The 20,812-nt window shown below is 69.7% G+C and carries 23 protein-coding genes; 17 read left to right on the top strand and 6 right to left on the bottom strand.

Annotated features, from left to right (window positions below):
- Position 1: 1 nt before the first annotated feature.
- Positions 2-346 (top strand): M48 metallopeptidase family protein, encoded by a 345-nt coding sequence (locus AC099J_RS07580; RefSeq protein ID WP_479614625.1) that lies wholly within the window; start codon positions 2-4, stop codon positions 344-346.
- Here the strand turns inward: AC099J_RS07580 and AC099J_RS07585 are convergent, their stop codons facing one another.
- The gene (locus AC099J_RS07585) at positions 347-1,222 is read right to left on the bottom strand and encodes a carotenoid 1,2-hydratase (protein ID WP_479614626.1); all 876 of its coding nucleotides are present in this window, start codon (positions 1,220-1,222) and stop codon (positions 347-349) included.
- Positions 1,223-1,254: 32 nt separating this feature from the next.
- Positions 1,255-2,880, bottom strand: a complete 1,626-nt coding sequence (gene crtD / locus AC099J_RS07590; RefSeq protein ID WP_479614627.1) for a 1-hydroxycarotenoid 3,4-desaturase CrtD — start codon at positions 2,878-2,880, stop codon at positions 1,255-1,257.
- 138 nt (positions 2,881-3,018) lie between these two features.
- Between crtD and AC099J_RS07595 the strand changes: the two genes are divergently transcribed.
- From AC099J_RS07595 to AC099J_RS07655, 13 genes are all read left to right on the top strand, one after another.
- Positions 3,019-3,909, top strand: coding sequence for a polyprenyl synthetase family protein (locus AC099J_RS07595; protein WP_479614628.1), 891 nt, complete (start codon positions 3,019-3,021; stop codon positions 3,907-3,909).
- On the top strand, positions 3,906-5,102 hold the full coding sequence (locus tag AC099J_RS07600; protein WP_479614629.1) for a methyltransferase: 1,197 nt from the start codon (positions 3,906-3,908) through the stop codon (positions 5,100-5,102). The genes AC099J_RS07595 and AC099J_RS07600 overlap by 4 nt, the downstream gene beginning before the upstream one ends.
- Before the next feature lie 74 nt (positions 5,103-5,176).
- On the top strand, positions 5,177-6,130 hold the full coding sequence (gene bchC, locus AC099J_RS07605; protein ID WP_479614630.1) for a chlorophyll synthesis pathway protein BchC: 954 nt from the start codon (positions 5,177-5,179) through the stop codon (positions 6,128-6,130).
- A gap of 58 nt (positions 6,131-6,188) precedes the next feature.
- Positions 6,189-7,214 (top strand): chlorophyllide a reductase iron protein subunit X, encoded by a 1,026-nt coding sequence (locus AC099J_RS07610; RefSeq protein ID WP_479614631.1) that lies wholly within the window; start codon positions 6,189-6,191, stop codon positions 7,212-7,214.
- A complete protein-coding gene (bchY, locus tag AC099J_RS07615; RefSeq protein WP_479614632.1) occupies positions 7,211-8,701 on the top strand; it encodes a chlorophyllide a reductase subunit Y in 1,491 nt (496 codons plus the stop codon). The genes AC099J_RS07610 and bchY overlap by 4 nt, the downstream gene beginning before the upstream one ends.
- Positions 8,701-10,185, top strand: coding sequence for a chlorophyllide a reductase subunit Z (gene bchZ, locus AC099J_RS07620; RefSeq protein WP_479614633.1), 1,485 nt, complete (start codon positions 8,701-8,703; stop codon positions 10,183-10,185). The genes bchY and bchZ overlap by 1 nt, the downstream gene beginning before the upstream one ends.
- Positions 10,186-10,305: 120 nt before the next feature.
- Positions 10,306-10,455, top strand: coding sequence for a light-harvesting antenna LH1, beta subunit (pufB, locus tag AC099J_RS07625; protein ID WP_479614634.1), 150 nt, complete (start codon positions 10,306-10,308; stop codon positions 10,453-10,455).
- Between the two features lie 34 nt (positions 10,456-10,489).
- The gene (locus AC099J_RS07630) at positions 10,490-10,711 is read left to right on the top strand and encodes a hypothetical protein (protein ID WP_479614635.1); all 222 of its coding nucleotides are present in this window, start codon (positions 10,490-10,492) and stop codon (positions 10,709-10,711) included.
- 11 nt (positions 10,712-10,722) lie between these two features.
- On the top strand, positions 10,723-10,917 hold the full coding sequence (gene pufA, locus AC099J_RS07635) for a light-harvesting antenna LH1, alpha subunit (RefSeq protein WP_479614636.1): 195 nt from the start codon (positions 10,723-10,725) through the stop codon (positions 10,915-10,917).
- A 109-nt stretch (positions 10,918-11,026) separates the two neighbouring features.
- Complete coding sequence (gene pufL, locus AC099J_RS07640; protein ID WP_479614637.1) at positions 11,027-11,851, top strand: photosynthetic reaction center subunit L; 825 nt, start codon at positions 11,027-11,029, stop codon at positions 11,849-11,851.
- 12 nt (positions 11,852-11,863) lie between these two features.
- Positions 11,864-12,835 carry a photosynthetic reaction center subunit M gene (gene pufM / locus AC099J_RS07645; RefSeq protein ID WP_479614638.1) on the top strand — a complete coding sequence of 324 codons (972 nt, stop codon included), beginning with the start codon at positions 11,864-11,866 and terminating at the stop codon, positions 12,833-12,835.
- Positions 12,836-12,888: 53 nt separating this feature from the next.
- The gene (pufC, locus tag AC099J_RS07650; protein WP_479614639.1) at positions 12,889-14,001 is read left to right on the top strand and encodes a photosynthetic reaction center cytochrome PufC; all 1,113 of its coding nucleotides are present in this window, start codon (positions 12,889-12,891) and stop codon (positions 13,999-14,001) included.
- A gap of 415 nt (positions 14,002-14,416) precedes the next feature.
- Entirely contained in the window at positions 14,417-14,563 is a 147-nt protein-coding gene (locus AC099J_RS07655; protein WP_479614640.1) for a hypothetical protein, read from the top strand.
- Between the two features lie 261 nt (positions 14,564-14,824).
- Here AC099J_RS07655 and ruvA read toward each other — a convergent pair whose 3' ends face one another.
- Positions 14,825-15,400: a Holliday junction branch migration protein RuvA gene (ruvA, locus tag AC099J_RS07660; RefSeq protein ID WP_479614641.1), complete on the bottom strand. Its 576-nt coding sequence runs from the start codon at positions 15,398-15,400 to the stop codon at positions 14,825-14,827.
- A gap of 33 nt (positions 15,401-15,433) precedes the next feature.
- Between ruvA and AC099J_RS07665 the strand changes: the two genes are divergently transcribed.
- Together AC099J_RS07665 and ybeY are read left to right on the top strand one after the other, a co-directional pair.
- Positions 15,434-16,438 (top strand): PhoH family protein, encoded by a 1,005-nt coding sequence (locus AC099J_RS07665; protein WP_479614642.1) that lies wholly within the window; start codon positions 15,434-15,436, stop codon positions 16,436-16,438.
- Positions 16,435-16,884 carry an rRNA maturation RNase YbeY gene (ybeY, locus tag AC099J_RS07670; RefSeq protein WP_479614643.1) on the top strand — a complete coding sequence of 150 codons (450 nt, stop codon included), beginning with the start codon at positions 16,435-16,437 and terminating at the stop codon, positions 16,882-16,884. Before AC099J_RS07665 ends, ybeY begins: the two co-directional genes overlap by 4 nt.
- Before the next feature lie 12 nt (positions 16,885-16,896).
- Here ybeY and AC099J_RS07675 read toward each other — a convergent pair whose 3' ends face one another.
- A complete protein-coding gene (locus AC099J_RS07675; protein ID WP_479614644.1) occupies positions 16,897-17,760 on the bottom strand; it encodes an NmrA family NAD(P)-binding protein in 864 nt (287 codons plus the stop codon).
- 112 nt (positions 17,761-17,872) lie between these two features.
- Between AC099J_RS07675 and AC099J_RS07680 the strand changes: the two genes are divergently transcribed.
- Positions 17,873-18,787 carry a LysR family transcriptional regulator gene (locus tag AC099J_RS07680; RefSeq protein ID WP_479614645.1) on the top strand — a complete coding sequence of 305 codons (915 nt, stop codon included), beginning with the start codon at positions 17,873-17,875 and terminating at the stop codon, positions 18,785-18,787.
- 56 nt (positions 18,788-18,843) lie between these two features.
- On the opposite strand, the gene AC099J_RS07685 is transcribed toward AC099J_RS07680, so the two are convergent.
- Both AC099J_RS07685 and AC099J_RS07690 read right to left on the bottom strand, forming a co-directional pair.
- Positions 18,844-19,497, bottom strand: coding sequence for a hypothetical protein (locus AC099J_RS07685; protein ID WP_479614646.1), 654 nt, complete (start codon positions 19,495-19,497; stop codon positions 18,844-18,846).
- A 21-nt stretch (positions 19,498-19,518) separates the two neighbouring features.
- Positions 19,519-20,775 carry a papain-like cysteine protease family protein gene (locus AC099J_RS07690; RefSeq protein WP_479614647.1) on the bottom strand — a complete coding sequence of 419 codons (1,257 nt, stop codon included), beginning with the start codon at positions 20,773-20,775 and terminating at the stop codon, positions 19,519-19,521.
- Between the last annotated feature and the right edge of the window lie 37 nt (positions 20,776-20,812).

Consider the following 20,812-nt stretch of genomic DNA (forward strand, 5'->3'; position numbering starts at 1 on the left):
CATGGCAGTTGCGCATCATCAGCCAGTCGCGCAGCGTCGGCGCAGAGGTTCGGGCTATCCGGTGCAGGACCTGCGGCAACGCGCGCTGGCCTGGGCCGTGAAGCTGCGCGTGAACCCGCGCGTGATTCGCGTCCAGGACATGCGCGCCAAATGGGGCTCTTGCACTTCACTGGGCACCGTGACGCTGGCGCATGACCTGTTGGATCGCGCAGAGGATTTCCAGGACTACGTGATCGTCCATGAGCTTCTCCACTTGCGCTACGCCCACCACGGGCGTGTGTTCAAGGCGCTGATGAGCGCCTACGTGCCGGGGTGGCAGCGCATGGACAACCAGCGGTCGCGGTAGTCATCCAACGGCCCGCCGCGGCATGCGAAACGGCAGCATGGCCTGCACCAACGGCCGGTCGAAGCGTGCCAGGTCCAGGCTCTCATGCATCCACGGCGCGCCCCCCTGCGCATCGGCCAGCAGGCTGCGGCAGTAGAAGGGGCCTGACTCCAGCGTCGCCGCCACGGTCGGTGCGGCCTGTGACATGGCGCGGGTCTGGCGGGTCAGGCCCCAGCGGCTGGCGGGCAGCGGGCAGCAGGGTGGCGCGTCGTGCACGTCCACCCCGCCATCGGCCGCGATGCGCAGATCCAGTGCCTGCGCACCGCCCGCGCGGGGCTCGCATGCATACAGCACGCGGCAGCCGCCGGCCGGCAGCTGCTGGCGCGACCAGTGCCAGCGAGCGAAATCGCGCGCCAGTGGGCGCCGGCCCCAGTTGGTGTCCAGGTAGGCGTCGCCCTGCCAGCGTGCGGCTGGTGCGTCCAGCGCCACGTCGATGCGCGCGACGGGGGCGATCGGCTGCCAGTGGTGCAGGCCGGCGCCGTCCAGCGCGAACTGGCGGGCCGGCTGGGTCTGCAACTGCACGGCCAGGCTGCCACGCACGCGTTGCGGCCATGGCGCGGCCCATTCGTCCAGGTCGATCAGCAGCCGGTCGTCGCCCGCCCACTGCAGGCGGCTCGGGCCGATGGCCAGCGCTTGCCTGCTGCGGCGCAGATCGCGGTGGCCGCGTTCGGTCATGGTCCACCACTTGGCGTAGTGCGGCCGACCGGGCGCGCGCCGGTACAGCGACACGTTGACCGCCACATGCTCCTCGGCCAGCGCCTGGTCGTCGCCCCAGCGGCGTCGCTTCCACGCGTAGTACGGCGAGAAGACGCTGCCGACGAAGGCGATCAGCGTCAACGCCCAGGCGCTGCCGTCGGGCTGCGGGTCGCTCAGCGCGTCGAGGTACCACCAGGCATAGCCACCGGGTGGAACCGCGAGGTCGAAGCCAGGTCCGCCAGCATCTGCCGCGCGGCCAACTGGCCCGACAGCGACGCCATCGGCAGCCCCGGCCCCGGGTGCGCCGTGCCGCCCGCCAGGTACAGGCCCGGCACCGCGCTGCGCTGGGCCGGCCGCTGGAAGCTCGCCTGCCAGCCGTGGCTGGCCTGCCCGTACAGCGCACCGGCCGAGCCCGGGTAGGCCGCCGCGAACTGCGTCGGCGTCGTGCGCTGCGCCGGCCAGGGGCCAGGCCGCAGCACCAGGCCCATGCGGGCCAGTTGCGTCAGTGTCTGCTGTTCGCATCGTTGCAACTCCTCCTCGACAGGCGGTCGGGTGTCGGCGCGGGCCGGTGCGTTGACCAGCAGCATCAGCCGCTCGGGGCCAACCGGCACATCGGGGTTCAGTGCTGCCGCGCTGCGGTCCTGCGCGCACAGGTAGACGGTGGGCGAGGGCGGCAGCTGGCCCTGCTGCAGCGCGTCAAATTCCTTGCGGTAGCCGTCATGCGCCGGGGCGCAGAAAAACACGTTGTGGTGCGACAGCGCAAAGCCTTCGGGCGTGGCGACCTGGTGCCATGTCAGCGCAGACAGCGAGCGCTGCGCCTGCGCCAGCGGCTGCATGCCCAGGCCGGCCTGCACGGGGCTGCCCAGCAGGCCCTGCGCCAGTGCATCGGCGTCGCCGTTGAACAGCACGGCGTCGGCCTGCAGCACTTCGCCGCTGGCCAGCACAACACCGCTGGCGCGGCCCCGCGTGAGGCGGATCTCGCGCACGGCGCTGGCGTAGTGCAGGGTGGCGCCCTGGCGCTCGGCCGCGCCGGCCAGGGCCTGCGCCAGGCGGTGCAGGCCGCCCTCCACCTGCCAGACGGCGTCGCGCTCCACATGGGCCACCAGCATCAACGTGGCCGGTGCGCTGAAGGGCGAAGAGCCGCAGTAGGTGGCGTAGCGGCCGAACAGCTGGCGCAGGCGCGGGTCGTGGAAGTGCCGGCCCAGCGCCTGCCACATGCTCTGGAATGGCTGGATATGGGCCAGCCCGCGCGCCCCCTGCAGGCCCTGGCGCAGCACGCGCGCCGTGAGGCTCAGCGGGTTGTTCGGGCGGCTGGCGGTGATGAAAGACGCCTCCAGCGTCTCATACACCGCCTGGGCGTGCTGGCAGAAGCCGCGGTAGCGCTGCGCCTCGGCCGGGCTGCTGAAGGCGGCGATGGCGTCCACGCTCGCATCCAGATCGGCCAGCAGATCGAGCCGATCGGTGGCGGCTGGCCCCCAGGCATGACGGGCCAGCACCGCGCAGGGCTTGAGCTGCAGCTGCTGCGCAAGCGACAGGCCGAGCGCATCGAACAGCTGCTCGAACACCCAGCGCATCGTCAGCACCGTGGGCCCCGCATCCAGCCGGTGCGGGCCGACCTGACGCGTGCAGGCCTTGCCGCCGGGCCCTGCGGCCTGTTCCAGCACGGTGACATCCAACCCGGCGTGGGCCAGCAACGCCGCCGCGCTCAGGCCGCCGATGCCGGCACCCACGACCAGTACGCGTGGTGTGTGCGGCGTGGGTGGCGAGCGGGGCAAGGGAATGTCGGGAGGCATGCGCATTGACGGCTGGAGGCGATGTGTCTAATCTACGTGACAGTGTCAAATGTATTGCAAAGATGACGAATGGTGGTGGGGCAGTGGCCGCACACCGCGCCACTGGATGCAAAGCCTCTTCACGCCGGACCCAAAGGACCACCCATGCCCAAGCCCGACCGCATCGAACGCGCACTGCGCGCCAGCCTTGACCGTTGCCTGGCGCCCGGCCATCCGCCGCGGCTGGCGGCGGCCATGCAGCACGCGGTGTTTCCCGGTGGGGCGCGCGTGCGCCCGAAGCTGGTGCTTGCGGTGGCCTATGCCTGCGGCGATGACGATCCAGCCTTGGCCGACGCGGCGGCGGCCGCCGTCGAACTGCTGCACTGCGCCTCGCTGGTCCACGACGACCTGCCGTGTTTCGACAACGCCGCCACGCGGCGCGGCCTGCCGTCGGTGCACAGCGCCTACGGCGAGCGGCTGGCGGTGCTGGCGGGTGACGCGCTGATCGTGCTGGCGTTCGAGTGCGTGGGCGCTGCGGCCCGCAAGCACCTGTCGCGGCTGCCGGGTCTGCTGCAGACCGTCTGCCAGGGGGTGGGCATGCCGCACGGCATCAGCGCCGGGCAGAGCTGGGAGTGCGAAACCCAGGTGGTGCTGAGCGACTACCAACAGGCCAAGACCGGTGCGTTGTTCGCGGCCGCCACCATGGCCGGCGCGCAGGCCGCCGGGGCCGACCCCGCGCCCTGGCGCGCGCTGGGCCAGCAGCTCGGGCAGGCCTACCAGGTGGCCGATGACATCCGCGACGTGCTCGGCGATGCGCAGGCGCTCGGCAAGCCCGTGGGGCAAGACTTGTTGCTCGACCGGCCCAGCGTGGCGCGCGAACTGGGCCTGGAAGGCGCACTGGCCGAGTTCGACCGGCTCGTCGCCGCCACCCAGGCCCGCGTGCCGTCCTGCCCCGGCGCCATGGCGTTCCGCAGCTTGATCGCGCTGGAGGCCGAGCGCCTGTTGCCCGTCGGGCTGGTCGGTGCGCGCAGCGCGCCGATTGCTGTCCACGCATGACATCACCCCACGCAGCCGTCGCGGCGCCCCTGCATTGGAGCGATGCCTGGCTGCGCTGGCGTGACCGGCTGCTGTCCAGCCCGCGCTTTCGGCGCTGGGCTGAAAGCTTCCCGCCGGCGCGCTGGGTCGCGCGGCGGCGTGCCGCGCAGCTGTTCGATCTGCTGGCCGGCTTCGTCTACAGCCAGGTCCTGCTGGCCTGCGTGCGATTGGGCGTGTTCGAGCGCTTGGCCCGAGACGGCCCGCAGAGCCTGGCGGCGCTGGCCGTCGTGTTGCCGCTGCCCGAACCGGCGCTGGACCGGCTGCTGCAGGCCGCCTGCGCGCTGCGCCTGCTGGAGCGCCGCCCGCACGCGCGTTTCGGTCTGGGCCCGCTGGGTGCGCCGCTGGTTGGCAACGCCGGGCTGACCGCCATGGTCGAACACCACGAGGCGCTGTACCGCGACCTGGTCGATCCCTTGGCGCTGCTGCGTGCAGCGCCGGGGCAGGGCACGGGCACGGGCGGTGCCCTGTCGGACTTCTGGCCCTACGCACGCGCGGCGCAACCGGCGCAGCTGGACGCGCAGCAGGTGGCCGCGTACTCGCAACTGATGGCCGCCTCGGTGCCCTGGGTGGCCGAGCAACTGCTGCACGCCTACCCGGTGCACCGGCATGCCCGGCTGCTGGACGTGGGCGGCGGCGAAGGCGCGCTGGCCGCGTGCCTGGCGCGCGCCGTGCCGCACCTGCAGGTGCAGGTGTTCGACCTGCCCGAGGTGGTGCTCCGCGCCGAGGCGCGCTTCGCACGCGAAGGCCTGGCCGGGCGTTGCACGGCCAGTGGCGGTGACTTTCTGCGCGCCACGCTGCCGTCCGGATTCGACGCGATCAGCCTGGTGCGCGTGCTGCACGACCACGACGACGCGGCCGTGCTGCGCCTGCTGGCCGCCGTGCACGCCGCGCTGCCGGCCGGTGGACGCCTGTTGATCGCCGAGCCGCTGGCCGACGCGCCTGGCGCACCGGCGATGGGCGCGGCGTATTTCGGCCTGTACCTGTGGGCCATGGGCAGCGGCCGCGCACGCACCGTGGCGCAGTTGCGCGCCCTGCTAGAACGCAGCGGCTTCGTCGATGTCCAGGCCCGGCCCACGCCCATGCCGCTGCACGCCGGAGTGCTCGTGGCCGCAGCCGGCAAAGCCCCGACAAAACCAAGTGTAAATTTGAATTGACATTGTGTGGTGTCTTCATAAGATTACGCCATGACCTCTTCGCCTCCCACTTCTCACCTCGACGGAGTACACACATGAACACGCAGGCCGTCGTGCTGGAGGCTCCCGAGCAATTGCGCCTGCGCCCCTTGCACCTGCCGGCCCTGCAAGGTGACGATGTAGTGGTCGAGGTCGAATGGAGTGGCATCAGCACCGGCACCGAGCGCCTGCTCTGGACCGGCCAGATGCCGATGTTCCCGGGCATGGGCTACCCGCTGGTGCCCGGCTACGAGGCCGTAGGCCGCGTGCTGGAAGTCGGCAAAGCAGGTAGCCGCCGCGTCGGCCAGCGCGTCTTCGTGCCCGGTGCCCGCTGCTACGGCGATGTGCGCGGCCTGTTCGGCGCCTCGGCCTCCAGGCTGGTGGTGCCGGGCGCCAAGGCGATCCCGGTGGCCGAGCGGCTGGGCGCGCAGGCCGTGCTGCTGGCGCTCGCGGCAACGGCCTACCACACGGTCGCCGATGGTGGACGGGGCGCGCCCCACACGCCGCCCGATCTGATCGTCGGCCATGGCGTGCTGGGCCGCCTGCTGGCGCGGCTGAACGTGGCGGCCGGCTACACCAACTTCCGCGTCTGGGAGACCAACGCGCAGCGCGCCCAGGGGGCGGTCGGCTACGAGGTGCTGCACCCCGAGGCCGACACACGGCGCGACTACCGCGCCATCTACGACGTGAGTGGCGACGCCGGCCTGCTCGACAGCCTGATCGCCCGCCTGGCGCCGGGCGGCGAGGTGGTGCTGGCCGGCTTCTATTCCAAGCCGCTGAGCTTGAACTTCGCGCCGGCCTTCATGCGCGAGGCGCGCATCCGCGTCGCCGCCGAATGGAAGCCGGCCGACCTGGCGGCCGTGAACATGCTGCTGGACGACGGGCGCCTGTCGCTGGACGGCCTGATCACCCACACCGAGCCGGCCGCCCTGGCGCACGAGGCCTACGGCCAGGCGTTCGGCGATGCGAGCTGCCTGAAGATGGTCCTGGACTGGAGAGCCCACCAATGAACACCGCCCGGCCGCCCAAAGTCGTTCAGCACCGCAGTGCGCAGCACGGAGGTATCCGATGAATTCCACGATTCCGGCCGAGGCGACGGTTCGCTTCCAGTCCCGCACCGAGCTGCTGCGCGCCGAGGCCGCCATCGAGCCCGACCCCGTGGCCAGTTCAGCCACCAGCCCTGCCGCCAAGACCACGCAGATCATCGCGATCTACGGCAAGGGCGGCATCGGCAAGAGCTTCACGCTGGCCAACCTCAGCTACATGATGGCCCAGCAGGGCAAGAAGGTGCTGCTGATCGGCTGCGACCCCAAGAGCGACACCACCAGCCTGCTGTTCGGCGGCAAGGCCTGCCCCACCATCATCGAGACCAGCAGCAGGAAGAAGCTGGCCGGCGAGGCGGTCGCCATCGGCGATGTGTGCTTCAAGCGCGATGGTGTCTATGCGATGGAACTCGGCGGCCCCGAAGTCGGCCGCGGCTGCGGCGGGCGCGGCATCATCCACGGCTTCGAGACGCTGGAGAAGCTGGGCTTTCACGACTGGGGTTTCGACTTCGTGCTGCTCGACTTCCTGGGCGACGTGGTGTGCGGCGGCTTCGGCCTGCCGATTGCGCGCGACATGTGCCAGAAGGTGATCGTCGTGGCGAGCAACGATCTGCAGTCGCTCTACGTGGCGAACAACGTCTGCAGCGCGGTGGAGTACTTCCGCAAGCTCGGTGGCAATGTCGGCGTGGCCGGCATGGTGATCAACAAGGACGACGGCACGGGCGAGGCGACAGCCTTTGCCGAACGCGCCGGCATCCCGGTGCTGGCCGCGATTCCGGCCAATGAAGACATTCGCAGGAAGAGCGCCAGCTACGAAATCATCGGCCGCCCCGACACGCAATGGGCTTCGCTGTTCGAGACCCTGGCCACCAACGTTGCCGAGGCGCCGCCGGTGCGGCCCAAGCCGCAGACCCAGGACCAGCTGCTGAGCCTGTTCAGCGCCGAAGTCACAGGGCGCGATTTCAAGATGGAGCCGGCCACGCTGTTCGACATGGTCGGCAAGACCGAGCTGGTCAAGCCGACGCTCGAAGTGGTCTACGACGCATCATGAGTAGCTGCCACGCGACCCCCGAGCAGGCCCAGGCCCTGGCCTCCGCCATGCCCGAGGCCACGCAGCAAACCCTGGCCACCTACGCCAAGGACTATCCCAAGGGCCCGCACGACCAGCCGCAGAGCATGTGCCCGGCCTTCGGCGCGCTGCGGGTGGGCCTGCGCATGAAGCGCACGGCCACCATCCTCAGTGGCTCGGCTTGCTGTGTGTATGGCCTGACGTTCACCTCACATTTCTACGGTGCCCGGCGCAGCGTCGGCTACGTGCCCTTCAACAGCGAATCGCTGGTGACAGGCAAGCTGTTCGAAGACATCCGCGAGGCGGTGCACGCGCAGGCGGACCCTGCGCTGCTCGACGCGCTGGTCGTCATCAACCTGTGTGTGCCCTCGGCCAGCGGCGTGCCGCTGCAACTGCTGCCCAAGGCCATCAACGGCGTGCGCATCATCGGCGTGGATGTGCCGGGCTTCGGCGTGCCGACCCATGCCGAGGCCAAGGACGTGCTGGCCGGCGCGATGCTGAAATACGCACGCGCCGAGGCCGAGACCGGCCCGGTGTCCGCCCCGCGCGGCTGGCGCGAGCAGGGCCTGGACAGCGCCAAGACCGTGAGCCTGCTGGGCGAACTGTTCCCGGCCGACCCGATGGTGATCGGCATGCTGCTGGCGCCCCTGGGCCTGAAGGCCGGCCCCACCGTGCCGACACGCGAATGGCGCGAGCTGTATGCGGCGCTGGACTGCACGGTCGCCGCCGCCATCCACCCCTTTTACACGGCCAGCGTGCGCGAGCTGCAGGCGGCCGGACGGCCCGTGGTGGCGTCCGCGCCCGTCGGTGCCGAAGGCACAGCCGCCTGGTTGCGCGCCATCGGTGAAGCGGCCCAGGTGCCCACGGCGCAGGTCGAGGCCGCCATTGCCGGCATCGTGCCCGCCATCCGCGGTGCGCTGGCCAAGTCGCCGATCAACGCCAAGGTCACGGTCAGTGGCTACGAGGGCTCTGAACTGCTGGTCGCAAGGTTGCTGATCGAAAGCGGCGCCACCGTGCCCTATGTCGGCACCGCCTGCCCGCGCACACCTTGGTCCGAGCCGGACCGCGTGTGGCTGGAATCGCGCGGCGTGGAGATCCAGTACCGCGCCTCGCTGGAGCAAGACCTCGCCGCCGTCGAGCGCCACCGCCCGAACCTCGCCATCGGCACCACACCCCTGGTGCAGGCCTGCAAGGAGCGCGCGATCCCCTCGCTGTACTTCACGAACCTAATCTCGGCCCGCCCGCTGATGGGCCCGGCAGGAGCCGGCTCACTGGCCCAGGTGGTCAACGGCGCGATTGCGAACCAGACCCGCTTCGACACCATGCGCGAATTCTTCGGCGAGACCGGCAAGGGCGACCGCGCCGGCATCTGGAGCGAGACGCCGGTACTGCGCCCCGAGTACCGCGCCGAAACCCGCCGCCAGGTCATCAAGATCATGAAGCGCCGCAAGGCCGAGGAGATGGTCTGATGGCCTTCGTCCTCGACCACGACCGCGCCGGTGGCTACTGGGGCGCCGTCTACGTGTTCACCGCCATCAAGGGCCTGCAGGTCATCATCGACGGCCCGGTGGGCTGCGAGAACCTGCCGGTCACCTCCGTCCTGCACTACACCGACGCATTGCCGCCGCACGAGCTGCCCATCGTCGTGACGGGCCTGGCCGAAGAGCAACTGGGCCGCGAGGGCACCGAAGGCGCGATGAAGCGCGCCCATGCCGTGCTCGACCCCGACCTGCCATCCGTGGTCGTCACCGGATCGATTGCCGAGATGATCGGCGGCGGCGTGACCCCTGAGGGCACGACGATCGCGCGCTTTCTGCCCCGCACCATCGACGAAGACCAGTGGCAGTGCGCCAACCGCGCCATCTACTGGTTGTGGACCGAACACGGCCTGCGCAAGGTGCCGGCGCGCACACCCATCGCAGACCGCCCGGCGGGCGAAAAGCCGCGCGTGAACCTCATCGGCCCCAGCTACGGCGTGTTCAACAGCGCCAGCGATCTGCACGAGATCCGTCGCCTGGTCGAAGGCATCGGCGCAGAGATCAACATGGTGTTCCCGCTCGGCAGCCACGTGGCCGATGTGGCGAATCTTGCGGACGCCGATGTGAACGTCTGCCTGTACCGCGAGTTCGGCCGCATGCTGTGCGAGGCGCTGGAGCGCCCCTACCTGCAGGCGCCCATCGGGCTGCACAGCACCACCGCCTTTCTGCGTGAACTCGGAAGGCTGCTGCACCTCGACCCCGAGCCCTTCATCGAGCGCGAGAAGCACACCACGATCAAGCCGATCTGGGACCTGTGGCGCTCGGTCACGCAGGACTTTTTTGCCACCGCCTCGTTCGGCATCGTGGCCAGCGAGACCTACAGCCGCGGCGTGCGCCACTTCCTTGAAGACGAGCTGGGCCTGCCCTGCCAGTTCGCTGTGGCACGCAAGCCCGGCGACAAGACCGACAACGCGGCGGTGCGCGCGCTCATCAAGACCAAGGCGCCGCTGGTGATGTTCGGCAGCGTGAACGAACGCATGTACCTGGCCGAGGCCGCCTCGCAAGGGCCGATGCGGCCCAGCTTCATCGCGGCGAGTTTTCCCGGCGCCATCATCCGCCGCGCCACGGGCACGCCCTTCATGGGCTACGCCGGCGCGACCTGGCTGGTGCAGGAGGTGTGCAACGCGCTGTTCGACGCGCTGTTCCACATCCTGCCACTCGGAACCGACATGGACCGCGTCGACCCGACGCCAGCCCGCGCGCTGCCCGAGCTGGTCTGGTCCATTGACGCACGTGAGCTGCTCGACGAGTTGCTGGAGGCGCAGCCCGTGCTGGTGCGCATCTCGGCGGCCAAGCGGCTGCGCGACCAGGCCGAGGCGCGTGCCCGTGAAGCGGGCAGCGCAGCGGTCCATCCCGAACACCTGGAAGGGCAGGCACGACAGATCGTCACCGCCGCGCTCGGAGCACTTGCATGAGTTACGCCATGCACGGGCCGAGCCCCCTGATGACGCCCGCAGGCCTGCCGCCTGGGTGTGCCTTGCCGCGCGGGAGCTGCGCGGTGCTGGCCGCAAGGCCGATGTTGAGGAGTGATCCAAATGGTTGAAGACAGGAGAGGCTCGTTATCCGGGCTGACCGAAGGCGAAGCCAGGGAGTTCCACGGCATCTTCATGGGCAGTTTCATGGGGTTCACGGCGATTGCCGTGGTGGCCCATGTGCTCGTGTGGATGTGGCGGCCCTGGCTCTGAGCTGACGCGACAACTGCGCGAGGAGGCATCTGCCATGACTGAAAACGCGACCGTTTCGACGGCCCCCCAACTACTGCAGAACAAGGGCGATGGCGCTCTGTTTCTGATCGGCATCGTGTTCGTGCTGCTGGTGGCGCTGGTCGGTCAGGTCCTGTTCCTGAATTGGCGCGATTGGTTCCCCGGCGCAGAGAGCGAAACATCGTTGTTCAAGAGTGTGCGGGCGGGGGTCTACACCTTCATGTCCCACCTCAACTAGGAGAGATAAGCATGTGGAAAATCTGGTTGTTGTTCGATCCCCGGCGCGCGCTGGTGGCCCTTGCGGCCTTCCTGTTCGTGCTGGCGCTGATCATCCATTTCATCTTGCTGAGTACCAACAAGTTCAACTGGCTCGACGGTCCCCGCACCGCCGTGGTCGGCCAGAACACTTCGATGCCGGCGCCCGCGACGGCCCCGACGAAATAGCGCCGATCGGGGCGGGCCGGCGCTGCCGGCGCGTTGCCCCTGCGCATCCCAACCCGGGCTCCGCGTCACGCGGGTGCCCCTTCATTTTTCGGTCCCGGAGGTGGCGGCCATGGCCATGTTGAACTTCGAACGCAAGTACCGCGTACGTGGAGGTACGCTGCTGGGAGGCGATCTGTTCGACTTCTGGGTCGGTCCCTTCTATGTCGGCTTCTTCGGCGTCACCACCGCGTTCTTTTCGCTGGTCGGCACGCTGCTGATCGTCTGGGGCGCATCGCAGGGGCCGACCTGGAACCTCTGGCAGATCAACATCGCGCCGCCCGACCTGAGCTACGGCCTCAGCCTGGCGCCGCTGAGCGAAGGCGGGCTCTGGCAGATCATCACGTTCTGCGCGACCGGCTCGTTCATCAGCTGGGCACTGCGCGAGGTGGAGATCTGCAAGAAGCTGGGCATCGGCTACCACGTGCCCGTGGCCTTCGGCTTCGCGATCCTGGCCTACGTCACGCTGGTGATCGTCCGCCCGCTGCTGATGGGCGCCTGGGGGCATGGCTTTCCGTACGGGATCATGAGCCATCTGGACTGGGTGTCCAACACCGGCTACCAGTATCTGCACTTTCACTACAACCCGGCGCACATGCTGGCGGTGAGCTTCTTCTTCGCCACCACCTTCGCGTTGTCGCTGCACGGGGCACTGGTGCTGTCGGCCACCAACCCGGGCAAGGGCCAGGTCGTGAAAACCGCAGAGCACGAGAACACCTTCTTCCGCGATGCCATCGGCTACTCGATCGGCACGCTGGGCATTCACCGCCTGGGCCTGTTCCTGGCGCTGTCGGCCTCCTTCTGGAGCGCCATCTGCATCGTCATCAGCGGACCGTTCTGGACCAAGGGCTGGCCGGAATGGTGGGGTTGGTGGCTGAAGCTGCCGGTCTGGAACTGACAAGGATGCACCATGGCTGAATACCAAAATCTTTTCACCAGCGTGCAGGTTGCCGCACCCTCGTACCCGGGCGTCTCGCTCGGGCGCAAAGACGGCGAGCGCTTCGGCAAGCCGAGCCACGTGCATCTGTTCGGCCGCCTGGGCGATGCGCAGATCGGCCCCATCTACCTGGGCTACCTGGGCCTGCTGTCGCTGCTGTGCGGCTTCATCGCCATCGAGATCATCGGCCTGAACATGCTGGCCTCGGTGGGCTGGGACCCGATCCAGTTCGTGCGCCAGCTGCCCTGGCTGGCGCTGGAGCCGCCGCCGCCCGGCTATGGCCTTTCCCTGCCGCCGCTCAATGAGGGTGGCTGGTGGCTGATGGCCGGCCTGTTCCTCACCACCTCCATCCTGCTGTGGTGGGCGCGCATGTACCGCCGCGCCCGCAAGCTGGGCATGGGCACGCACGTGGCCTGGGCCTTTGCCGCCGCCATCTGGCTCTACCTGGTGCTGGGCTTCATCCGCCCGCTGCTGATGGGCAGCTGGGGCGAGGCGGTGCCATTCGGGATCTTCCCGCACCTGGACTGGACGGCCGCGTTCTCGCTGCGCTATGGCAACCTGTTCTACAACCCGTTCCACATGCTGAGCATCGCGTTCCTGTACGGCTCGACGCTGCTGTTCGCCATGCACGGCGCCACCATCCTGGCGGTCAGCCGCTTCGGTGGCGAGCGCGAGATCGAGCAGATCACCGACCGTGGCACGGCCAGCGAGCGGGCCGCCCTGTTCTGGCGCTGGACCATGGGCTTCAACGCCACGATGGAATCGATCCACCGCTGGGCCTGGTGGTTCGCCGTGCTCTGCCCGCTGACCGGCGGCATCGGCATCCTGCTCACCGGCACGGTGGTGGACAACTGGTTCCTCTGGGCCGTCAAGCACGGCGTGGCGCCGACCTATGCGCCGGCCTTCGCGCCGGTGATCGACCCGCTGATCGGCGGTGTGCGATGACCCGCCCGCTGCCGACCCCGGCCCACCCACCCTTGCCAGCAGGGAGCCAGCGCATGCGATCCATCCGAAGCTTTGTCGCCGCCATGGCCGCCGTGCTGTCCCTCGCCGCCTGCGAGCTGCCGCCGCCCGAGAGCGTGCAGCGCGGGCCGCGCGGCACAGGCATGGTGCAGGTCTACAGCCCCGAGACGCTGGCCGAACAGGCGCCCAACAACGTGGCGCCCGAGCCCCTGCCCGCGGCCTCGCCCGACGGCCCCAAGGCCGGGCAGGTCTACCAGAACGTCAAGGTGCTGGGCCACCTGAGCGTGGCCGAGTTCGCCCGCACCATGGTGGCGATGACCAACTGGGTGGCGCCGGGCCAGGGCTGCGTGCACTGCCACAACCCGACCAACTTCGCCGACGACACGATCTACACCAAGGTCGTGTCGCGCCGCATGTTGCTCATGACGCAGAAGATCAACGAGCAGTGGAAGCCGCACGTGGCCAACACCGGCGTGACCTGCTTCACCTGCCACCGCGGGCAGAACGTGCCGGCCGAGGTCTGGTTCAAGCCGCTGCAGGACGCGCGGGCCAACACCTTCGCAGGCAACAAGGCCGGCCAGAACGCGCCCGAACCGGCGGTGGGGCTGAGCTCGCTGCCGTTCGACCCGTTCACGCCGTTCCTGCTGGAGGACCAGAACATCCGCGTGGCCGGGACGACGGCCCTGCCAACGGGCAATCGTCAATCGACCAAGCAGGCCGAGTGGACCTACGGGCTGATGATGCACATGAGCAAGTCGCTCGGCGTCAACTGCACCCAGTGCCACAACACGCGCAGCCTGTCCAGCTGGGATGGCGAAGCCTCGCCGCCGCGCCTGGCCGCCTACCACGGCATCCGCATGACGCGCGCGCTGAACCTGGAGTACATGGTGCCGTTGACGCAGGACTTCCCGGTCAACCGCCTGGGCCCGGGCGGCGATGTGGCCAAGGTCAACTGCGCCACCTGCCACCAGGGCGCGCACAAGCCGCTGTATGGCGCGCAGATGGCGCAGCACTATCCGGAGCTGCTGAAGTCGACGGTACCTGCGGCCGCACCGACCGCGCAGATCTCGGCCGACGACGTGCGGCTGGTGGCGCCGCTGGGCCAGGGCACGGCGCCGGCAGTTGCCGCCGTGGCAGGCGCGCAGTAGGCCCGGCGTGGGTCGGGCCGCCCGGCCTGGGGTGCCCGCCGTGGCCGCCCGGTGGACGCGTCCCTCGCCCAGGGGCTCGGGCAGCCTGCGGTGCTCGGCCTGCGGGCGCATTGCACAACTCGCACCACTCACTGCGTTCGTTCACCTCGAACAGGTGCAATGGATCAGTCAACGAGGCGTGCTGCGCCGCCGCCCGCAGTCCTGCGCTCCTCGGCGCGGCCACAGGTTGGCCACGGCGGTCACCCCAGGCCGGGCTACGTGGTGGGTGGCTGAAGCGCTGCCGGGGGACCGGCTCGCGTCACGCGGGCGCATTCTTCTCGGCGGCTTTCCAGCGCGCACCGATCGCGTGACGCTTGCGCTCTCCTCGGCCTACCAGTAGGCACTGCGCACCGGTATCAGCCGCACGGAGCCCAACATGGATTTCTCGACGGCCTGCCAGCAAGCACCGCACATCGGAGTCAGCCGCACCGAGCCCGGCATGGGGTGCCCCCAGGGCCGGCCCTGCAGATGCGCCGAGGAGCGCAGTGGCATGGGCGGCGGCGAAGCGCGCTTCGTGAACTGATCCATTGCACCTGTCCGAGGTGAACGAACGCAGTGAGTGATGCGAGTTGTGCAATGCGCCCATGCCGGGAGCACCGCAGGGGACCCCGAGCCCCTGGGCGAGGGGCGCTGAGCCGGGCCGGCCCTGGGGGTGTCCCATGCCGGGCGGCCCCCAGCACACCCAGCACACCCAGCACACCGGGCACAAACGGCACAAACGGCACAAACGGCAAACCCGGCAATCGGCGAGGTACCAGCGCCGAGACCTTGAAAGATGTGCCCCTCAGGCCTTGGACAGCGAGCGCAGCGCGAGCTTGATGCCGTCGCTGACGCCCATGTCCTTCGGCAGTGCCTTCAGCGCCGCAGCGGCCTCACGGTCGCTGTAGCCCAGCGCCAGCAGCGCCTGCAGGATGTCGGCCTGGTGGTCGTTGGCCACGGCCGTGTGCGGGCCGATGTCGGCGCCCAGCTTGCCCTTCAGTTCCAGCAGCAGGCGCTCGGCCGTCTTCTTGCCGATGCCCGGCACCTTGATGAGCCGGCCCGCCTCCTGCAGCGTGATGGCCTGCGCCAGATCGGCCACGCCCATGCCCGACAGCACCGACAGCGCGGTGCGCGGCCCCACACCGGCAATCTTGATCAACTGGCGGAAGGCATCGCGCTCGGCCGTGGTGCCGAAGCCGTAGAGCAGCTGCGCGTCCTCGCGCACCACGAAGTGCGTCAGCAGCGTCACGCGCTCGCCGATGGCCGGCAGGTTGTAGAAGGTGCTCATCGGCACGTCCACCTCGTAGCCCACGCCCTGGCAATCCAGCAGCACCTGGGGAGGGTTCTTTTCGGCCAAAAGGCCTTGCAGTCGTCCGATCATGGTGGGCGATGGTAGCGGGCGACAATCGCGCCCATGATCTTTCGCCACAACTTCACGCCCCCCAACAACACCCGGCTGGACCATGTGTGTGGCCCGATGGACGCGCACCTGCGCACCATCGAGACGGCGCTGACCGTCAAGATCGCGCACCGCCACGAGCAGTTCAAGATCGACGGCCCCAAGGCCAAGGCCCAGCGCGCGCTCGAAGTGCTGCAGGCCATGTACGAGATCGCGCAGCGCCCGCTGTCCACCGACACCGTGCAGCTGATGCTGGCCGGCGATGCCGAGATGGTGAAGAGCGACGGTGGCCCCTCGCTGATGACACGCCGGGGCGACGTGAAGGCGCGCACGCTGAACCAGGCGACCTACCTGGACAACATCGCCAGCCACGACATCACCTTCGGCATCGGCCCGGCCGGCACCGGCAAGACCTACCTGGCCGTGGCCTGCGCCGTCGACGCGCTGGAACGCAGCGCCGTGCAGCGCATCGTGCTGACCCGACCGGCCGTGGAGGCGGGCGAGCGCCTGGGCTTTCTGCCCGGCGACCTGGCGCAGAAGATCGACCCGTATCTGCGCCCGCTGTACGACGCGCTGTACGAGCTGATGGGCGCCGACAAAGTGCAGAAGTGCTTCGAACGCAACGCGCTGGAGATCGCGCCGCTGGCCTTCATGCGCGGGCGCACGCTGAACAACGCTTTCGTCATCCTGGACGAAGCCCAGAACACCACGCCCGAGCAGATGAAGATGTTCTTGACGCGCATCGGCTTCGGCGCCAAGGCCGTGGTGACGGGCGACGTCAGCCAGATCGATCTGCCCAAGGATCAGCTGTCCGGCCTGATCGACGCCGAGCGGGTGCTCAAGCGCGTCGACGGCATCGCGATCACACGCCTGACCAGTGCCGATGTGGTGCGCCACCCGCTGGTGGCCCGCATCGTCGACGCTTACGACGCGCGCGGCGTGGGCCGCATCGTGGATGCCGACGACGCGCGCGTGGACGCGACGGCCAAGGTGGTGCGTGCCCGCCGCACGGTGCGATGAAGGCCTTGCAGCTGTCCTTGCAGTTCGCGGCGTTCGAGGGCGCAGCCGAACACCGCGCCGCGCTGCCGCGCCACAAGGTCGCCCGCTGGGTCCGCCATGCGCTGGAGTCGGATGCCGAGATCACCGTGCGCATCGTCGGCCTGGACGAAGGCCAGGCGCTGAACCGCGACTACCGCCAGCGCGACTACGCCACCAATGTGCTGACCTTCGACTACACGCAGGAGCCCGTGGTCACGGCCGACCTGGTGCTGTGCGCGCCGGTCGTCGCGCAAGAGGCGCAGGACGCCGGCAAGACGCTGCAGGCCCACTACGCGCACCTGCTGGTGCACGGCACGCTGCACGCGCAGGGCTGGGACCATGAGACCGGTGAGGAAGACGCCGAGGCGATGGAGGCGCGGGAGATCGCCATCCTGGCCGGGCTGGGCATCGCGAATCCGTACGCCTGAGCGCGGCCCGGTTCACCCGGGCGCGCCAGCGTGCGCTGCTCCACCGCGCAAGTCTGCTGCATGGTCCGCCGCATATTGCGCCAGTGTGCGGGGCGGTTGGCCGGTCAAACGTTGGACCCCGTCGCTACACGCTGCCGTGTCGCCCCGCCGCACGGCGGCAAACAGCGCGGCCAGCATGCGGCCGTTGGCTTCGGGCAGGCCTGCCGCTTGGAGCTGTGCTACGAATGCGTCGTCGCCGACAGGCCGGTAGGCGATGGGCCGGCCCGCGGCGCGTGACAGCAGCGCCGCTGCTTCACCGTAGCTCAGGGCCTGCGGCCCCGTCAGCGTGAAGGCCTGGTGGTCAAATCGCGCGCTGGTCAGCGCGGCCGCAGCGCTGGCTGCGATATCGCGTGCATCCACGAAGCTGGAACGACCTTCGCCGGCCGGCAGCGCAATCTCGCCACGCGCGACAGCCGGCGCCCACAAGCCGTGGAAGTTGTCCGCGAACCAGTTGGGGCGCAGCACGACCCACGCGGGCACTGCAGCCTGCAGCGCGAGTTCCACCTGGCGATAGGGGTTCGCCGGCTCGTTCTCCACGCCCATCACGGACTGCATCACCACCTTCACTCCGCGTCGGGCCGCCAGGGCAATGGCGGGCAGCAGGAAGGCCTGGACCTGCAGGCTGTCCGCCGGCATCACGAGGTACAGGCGATCGATGCCGTCGAACGCCGGCGCGTGGGTGGTGGGGTCTGCGTAGTCGAAGCGCACGCCCGGTGAGCCGCCCCGGGCCCGCCCGCTGCGCGAGGCTGCCTTGACGCGCATGCCCTGCGCGACCAGCGTGTCGACCAGCAGGCTGCCGACGGTGCCCGAGGCACCCGTGACCAGAATATCGTGCATGGGTGTGGGCCTTTCTTTGTGAAGCCATGTTGAACGAGCGTCCACGATATAAAGCTGTCAACAGAATAGGAAGTCTGCGTGTCGTGCAATCACTGTTAAGCGGAACTTCACAATGGACGATCTGAAGCATTTCGCGCTGTTCGCCGAGGTCGTGCGTGCCGGCTCGCTGAGCGCTGCGGCGCGGTACCTGGGCATCAGCACCTCGGCCGTGAGCCAGCAGCTGCGCGCGCTCGAGCAGCGTTACGGCGTCACGCTGGTGCACCGTTCGACGCGCAAGCTCACGTTGACGGAGTCGGGTGGCAACCTAGCGGAGCATTGCGCGTCGCTGGTGGCCACCGCAACGCGCGCGCGCCAGCAGCTGGCACTGGCGCGCGATGCACCCGAGGGTGAACTGCGCATGTCGGCGCCGGTCGGCTTTGCGCGCTGTGTGGCGCCTGCGCTGGCGCCGTTGCTGGCCGATCATGCCGCGCTTACCTTGCACCTGGAGATCGACGACCGGATGATCGACCTGATCGATGCGCGCATCGATCTGGCGATCCGTGCGGGTGAACTGGCTGATTCGGGTTGGAGCGCGCAGCGCCTGTGCAACGTCCACTACCTGTTGTGTGCGGCCCCGGCCTACCTGGCGCGGGCCGGCATGGCGCAGTCGCCGCGCGATCTGCAAGGTCACCAGTGGCTGGCACCGCCGCGTGGTGGGCGCGCCCTGCCTTTGCAGATGGCGGGACCGGGTGGTGCGCTGGAGGCCATCGAGATTGCGCCGCGCATCACGAGCAACAGCCAGATCTCGCTGCAGCAGATGTGCGCGGCGGGCCTCGGCCTGACGTTCGTCGTCAGCACGGAAGCGCGGGACGATCTGCTGGCGGGCCGGCTGGTCCGCGTGCTGCCCGACTGGCAGGTTCCACCCTTGCCGTTGTGGGCGTTGACACCGCAGCGCGGCGTCAAGCCGGCCAAGGTGCGGCATGCCATCGCTGCGCTGCGTGACTATTTGCGCGCGACCGCCGGGGTCACCGACGCTGCGCCGGGCTGAGCGCGGGCGCGGCCTCCGCGTCCAGGCCAGTGCGCTCACCCGGCGCTCGGCGCCCCTCACCCCCCCATCTCATCGCCCGTCTTCGCCAGCCGCTCGGCCGCCATGAGGCCTGCGATGCGCCGGAATTCCGCCAGCGGGTAGCGTTGCCCCGGCACCAGCGGCGCGATCGGGCCGTCGCTCGGGATCACCACGTCGTCGTCGTCGCCGGCCGCGCCCTTGAGCCACAGGGCTGTCAGGTGCAGGGCCGGCACGCGGATCAGCGCCAGCTCCTGCTGCGGGCTGCTGGCCGCCGAGCGCGCGCGCGTCAGCGTGCCGATGCGCCGGGCCAGCGCCTTGACCTCGGGCCCTTCGGAGACGGAGGTGAGCTTGCCCTTCTTCTGGTCGACCTCGGCCATGGCGCGGTCCGTGCCCTGGGCGGGCAGCAGTTGCACCCACAGGCTGGCCTTGGTCTTGCGCGGGTTGATGCCATCGGCCAGCTGGTCCAGGCCGAGCACGGTGACGGGCGCGCCGACGCCGGGGTCGGCGTCCGGGGCCAGCGCGGCCGTGACCGATCGCGAGATGCTGCGCCCGCTGCGCGCCAGGCTGGGGCGGGTGCTGCGTGCGGTGGTGGCGTCAGGCGTCGGTGCACTGGCCGCCACAGCGAAGCGGGGCAGACCGGTGGCCAGTGCAGCAGCCACGGCGGCGGGCATGGTGGGCAGGGCGATGGGCACGGCGGTTCTCCTCGGTGCGCCTCAGGCGCGGGTGAAATAGCTGTGGGTCCACGTGCCCGAGCCCCGGTAGGCCGTGCGCAGCGTGTCGTAGGCCACCAGGGCCAGGGTGCCGCCTCCGGGGTCGCTGACCCAGACGAAGCCATCGTCTTCGGTGCCCGAGGCGACGATGAAGTGCCCGCCACCGCCGGCCCAGCCCACGCGGATGCACAGCGGCCGCCCGGCCACGACTTCGTTCTCCACCGTCTGCAGCGACTCCTGCACCCCGGTCTGGCGGTCCAGATGGCCCACGGTGGTCAGCGCCGTGCCCAGCACGGACGGGTTGTTGCACGCGCCCCCGGCGCCGGTGCCGCAGCAATCTGTGCGGCCCCACTGCACATTGGCCACGCGGCATTGGGTCCAGGTGGTGGCCGGCACGTAGAAGCGCGAGACGCTGGCGGACACGGCGGCCCAGCACCACTGGCTCTGCGTCTGCGCCTGGATCGGAAAGCGCAGCACGACGTCCACCGGGTCTTCACCTGCGTAGCCTGCGACGAAGGTCGGCCGCCAGCCGCTGGCCTGCATGTCGTCGAACTTGAGCTGCCAGGTCGGCCCCGTCATGCCGTGGTGCATCACGCTGGCGGCGGCGCGCTTTTCCCACAGCGCGGCATAGCTGTCCTGGCCGCCCAGCGTAGCGGCGTTGCCGCAGACCAGGTCGTAACCCTGGGCCGCATAGCCTTGCGCGGCGGTGCGAAAGGCGGCCTCCTCCAGACCGTGCCGCGCCACCCAGGCCGGCCCGCTCGATTTCTCCCACAGCGCCGCGTAGCGCAGCTGGGCGCCATGCGCATACGTGGACACCCAGCGCAACCGGTAGCCCTTGGCGACCAGCTCGTCGAAGGTCTGCTGGTATTGCGCGCTGCTCAGGCCGTGGCGTGCCGTCCAGGCGGGGGCACCGGCTTTCTTCTCCCACACCGCCGCAAAGCGCGGCGAGGCGCCGACCGCGTAGCCGTTGACCATCTTCAGCCGGTAGCCCTGGGCCGCGTACTGGTCGAAGGCCTTCTGGTATTGCGTGGCCGTCAGCCCATGGCGTGCCGCCCAGGCCGGGCCGGCCACCTTGTCGAAGATCGCCGCGTAGCGGGTGCTCGTGCCGACCCGGTAGCCGCTGACGGTGCGCAGCCGGTAACCCTGGGCCACGTACTGGTCGAACGCCTTCTGGTACTGCGTGGATGTCAGGCCGTGGCGCGCCACCCAGGTGCCGCCAGCGCGCTCCCAGGACGCCATGAACAAGGCTCGAACGGTCATCGCGGTCTCCTCGGTCGGGTCGATGCGCCATTGTGGG

Source organism: Rhodoferax sp. RT4P68 (genome assembly GCF_056521305.1).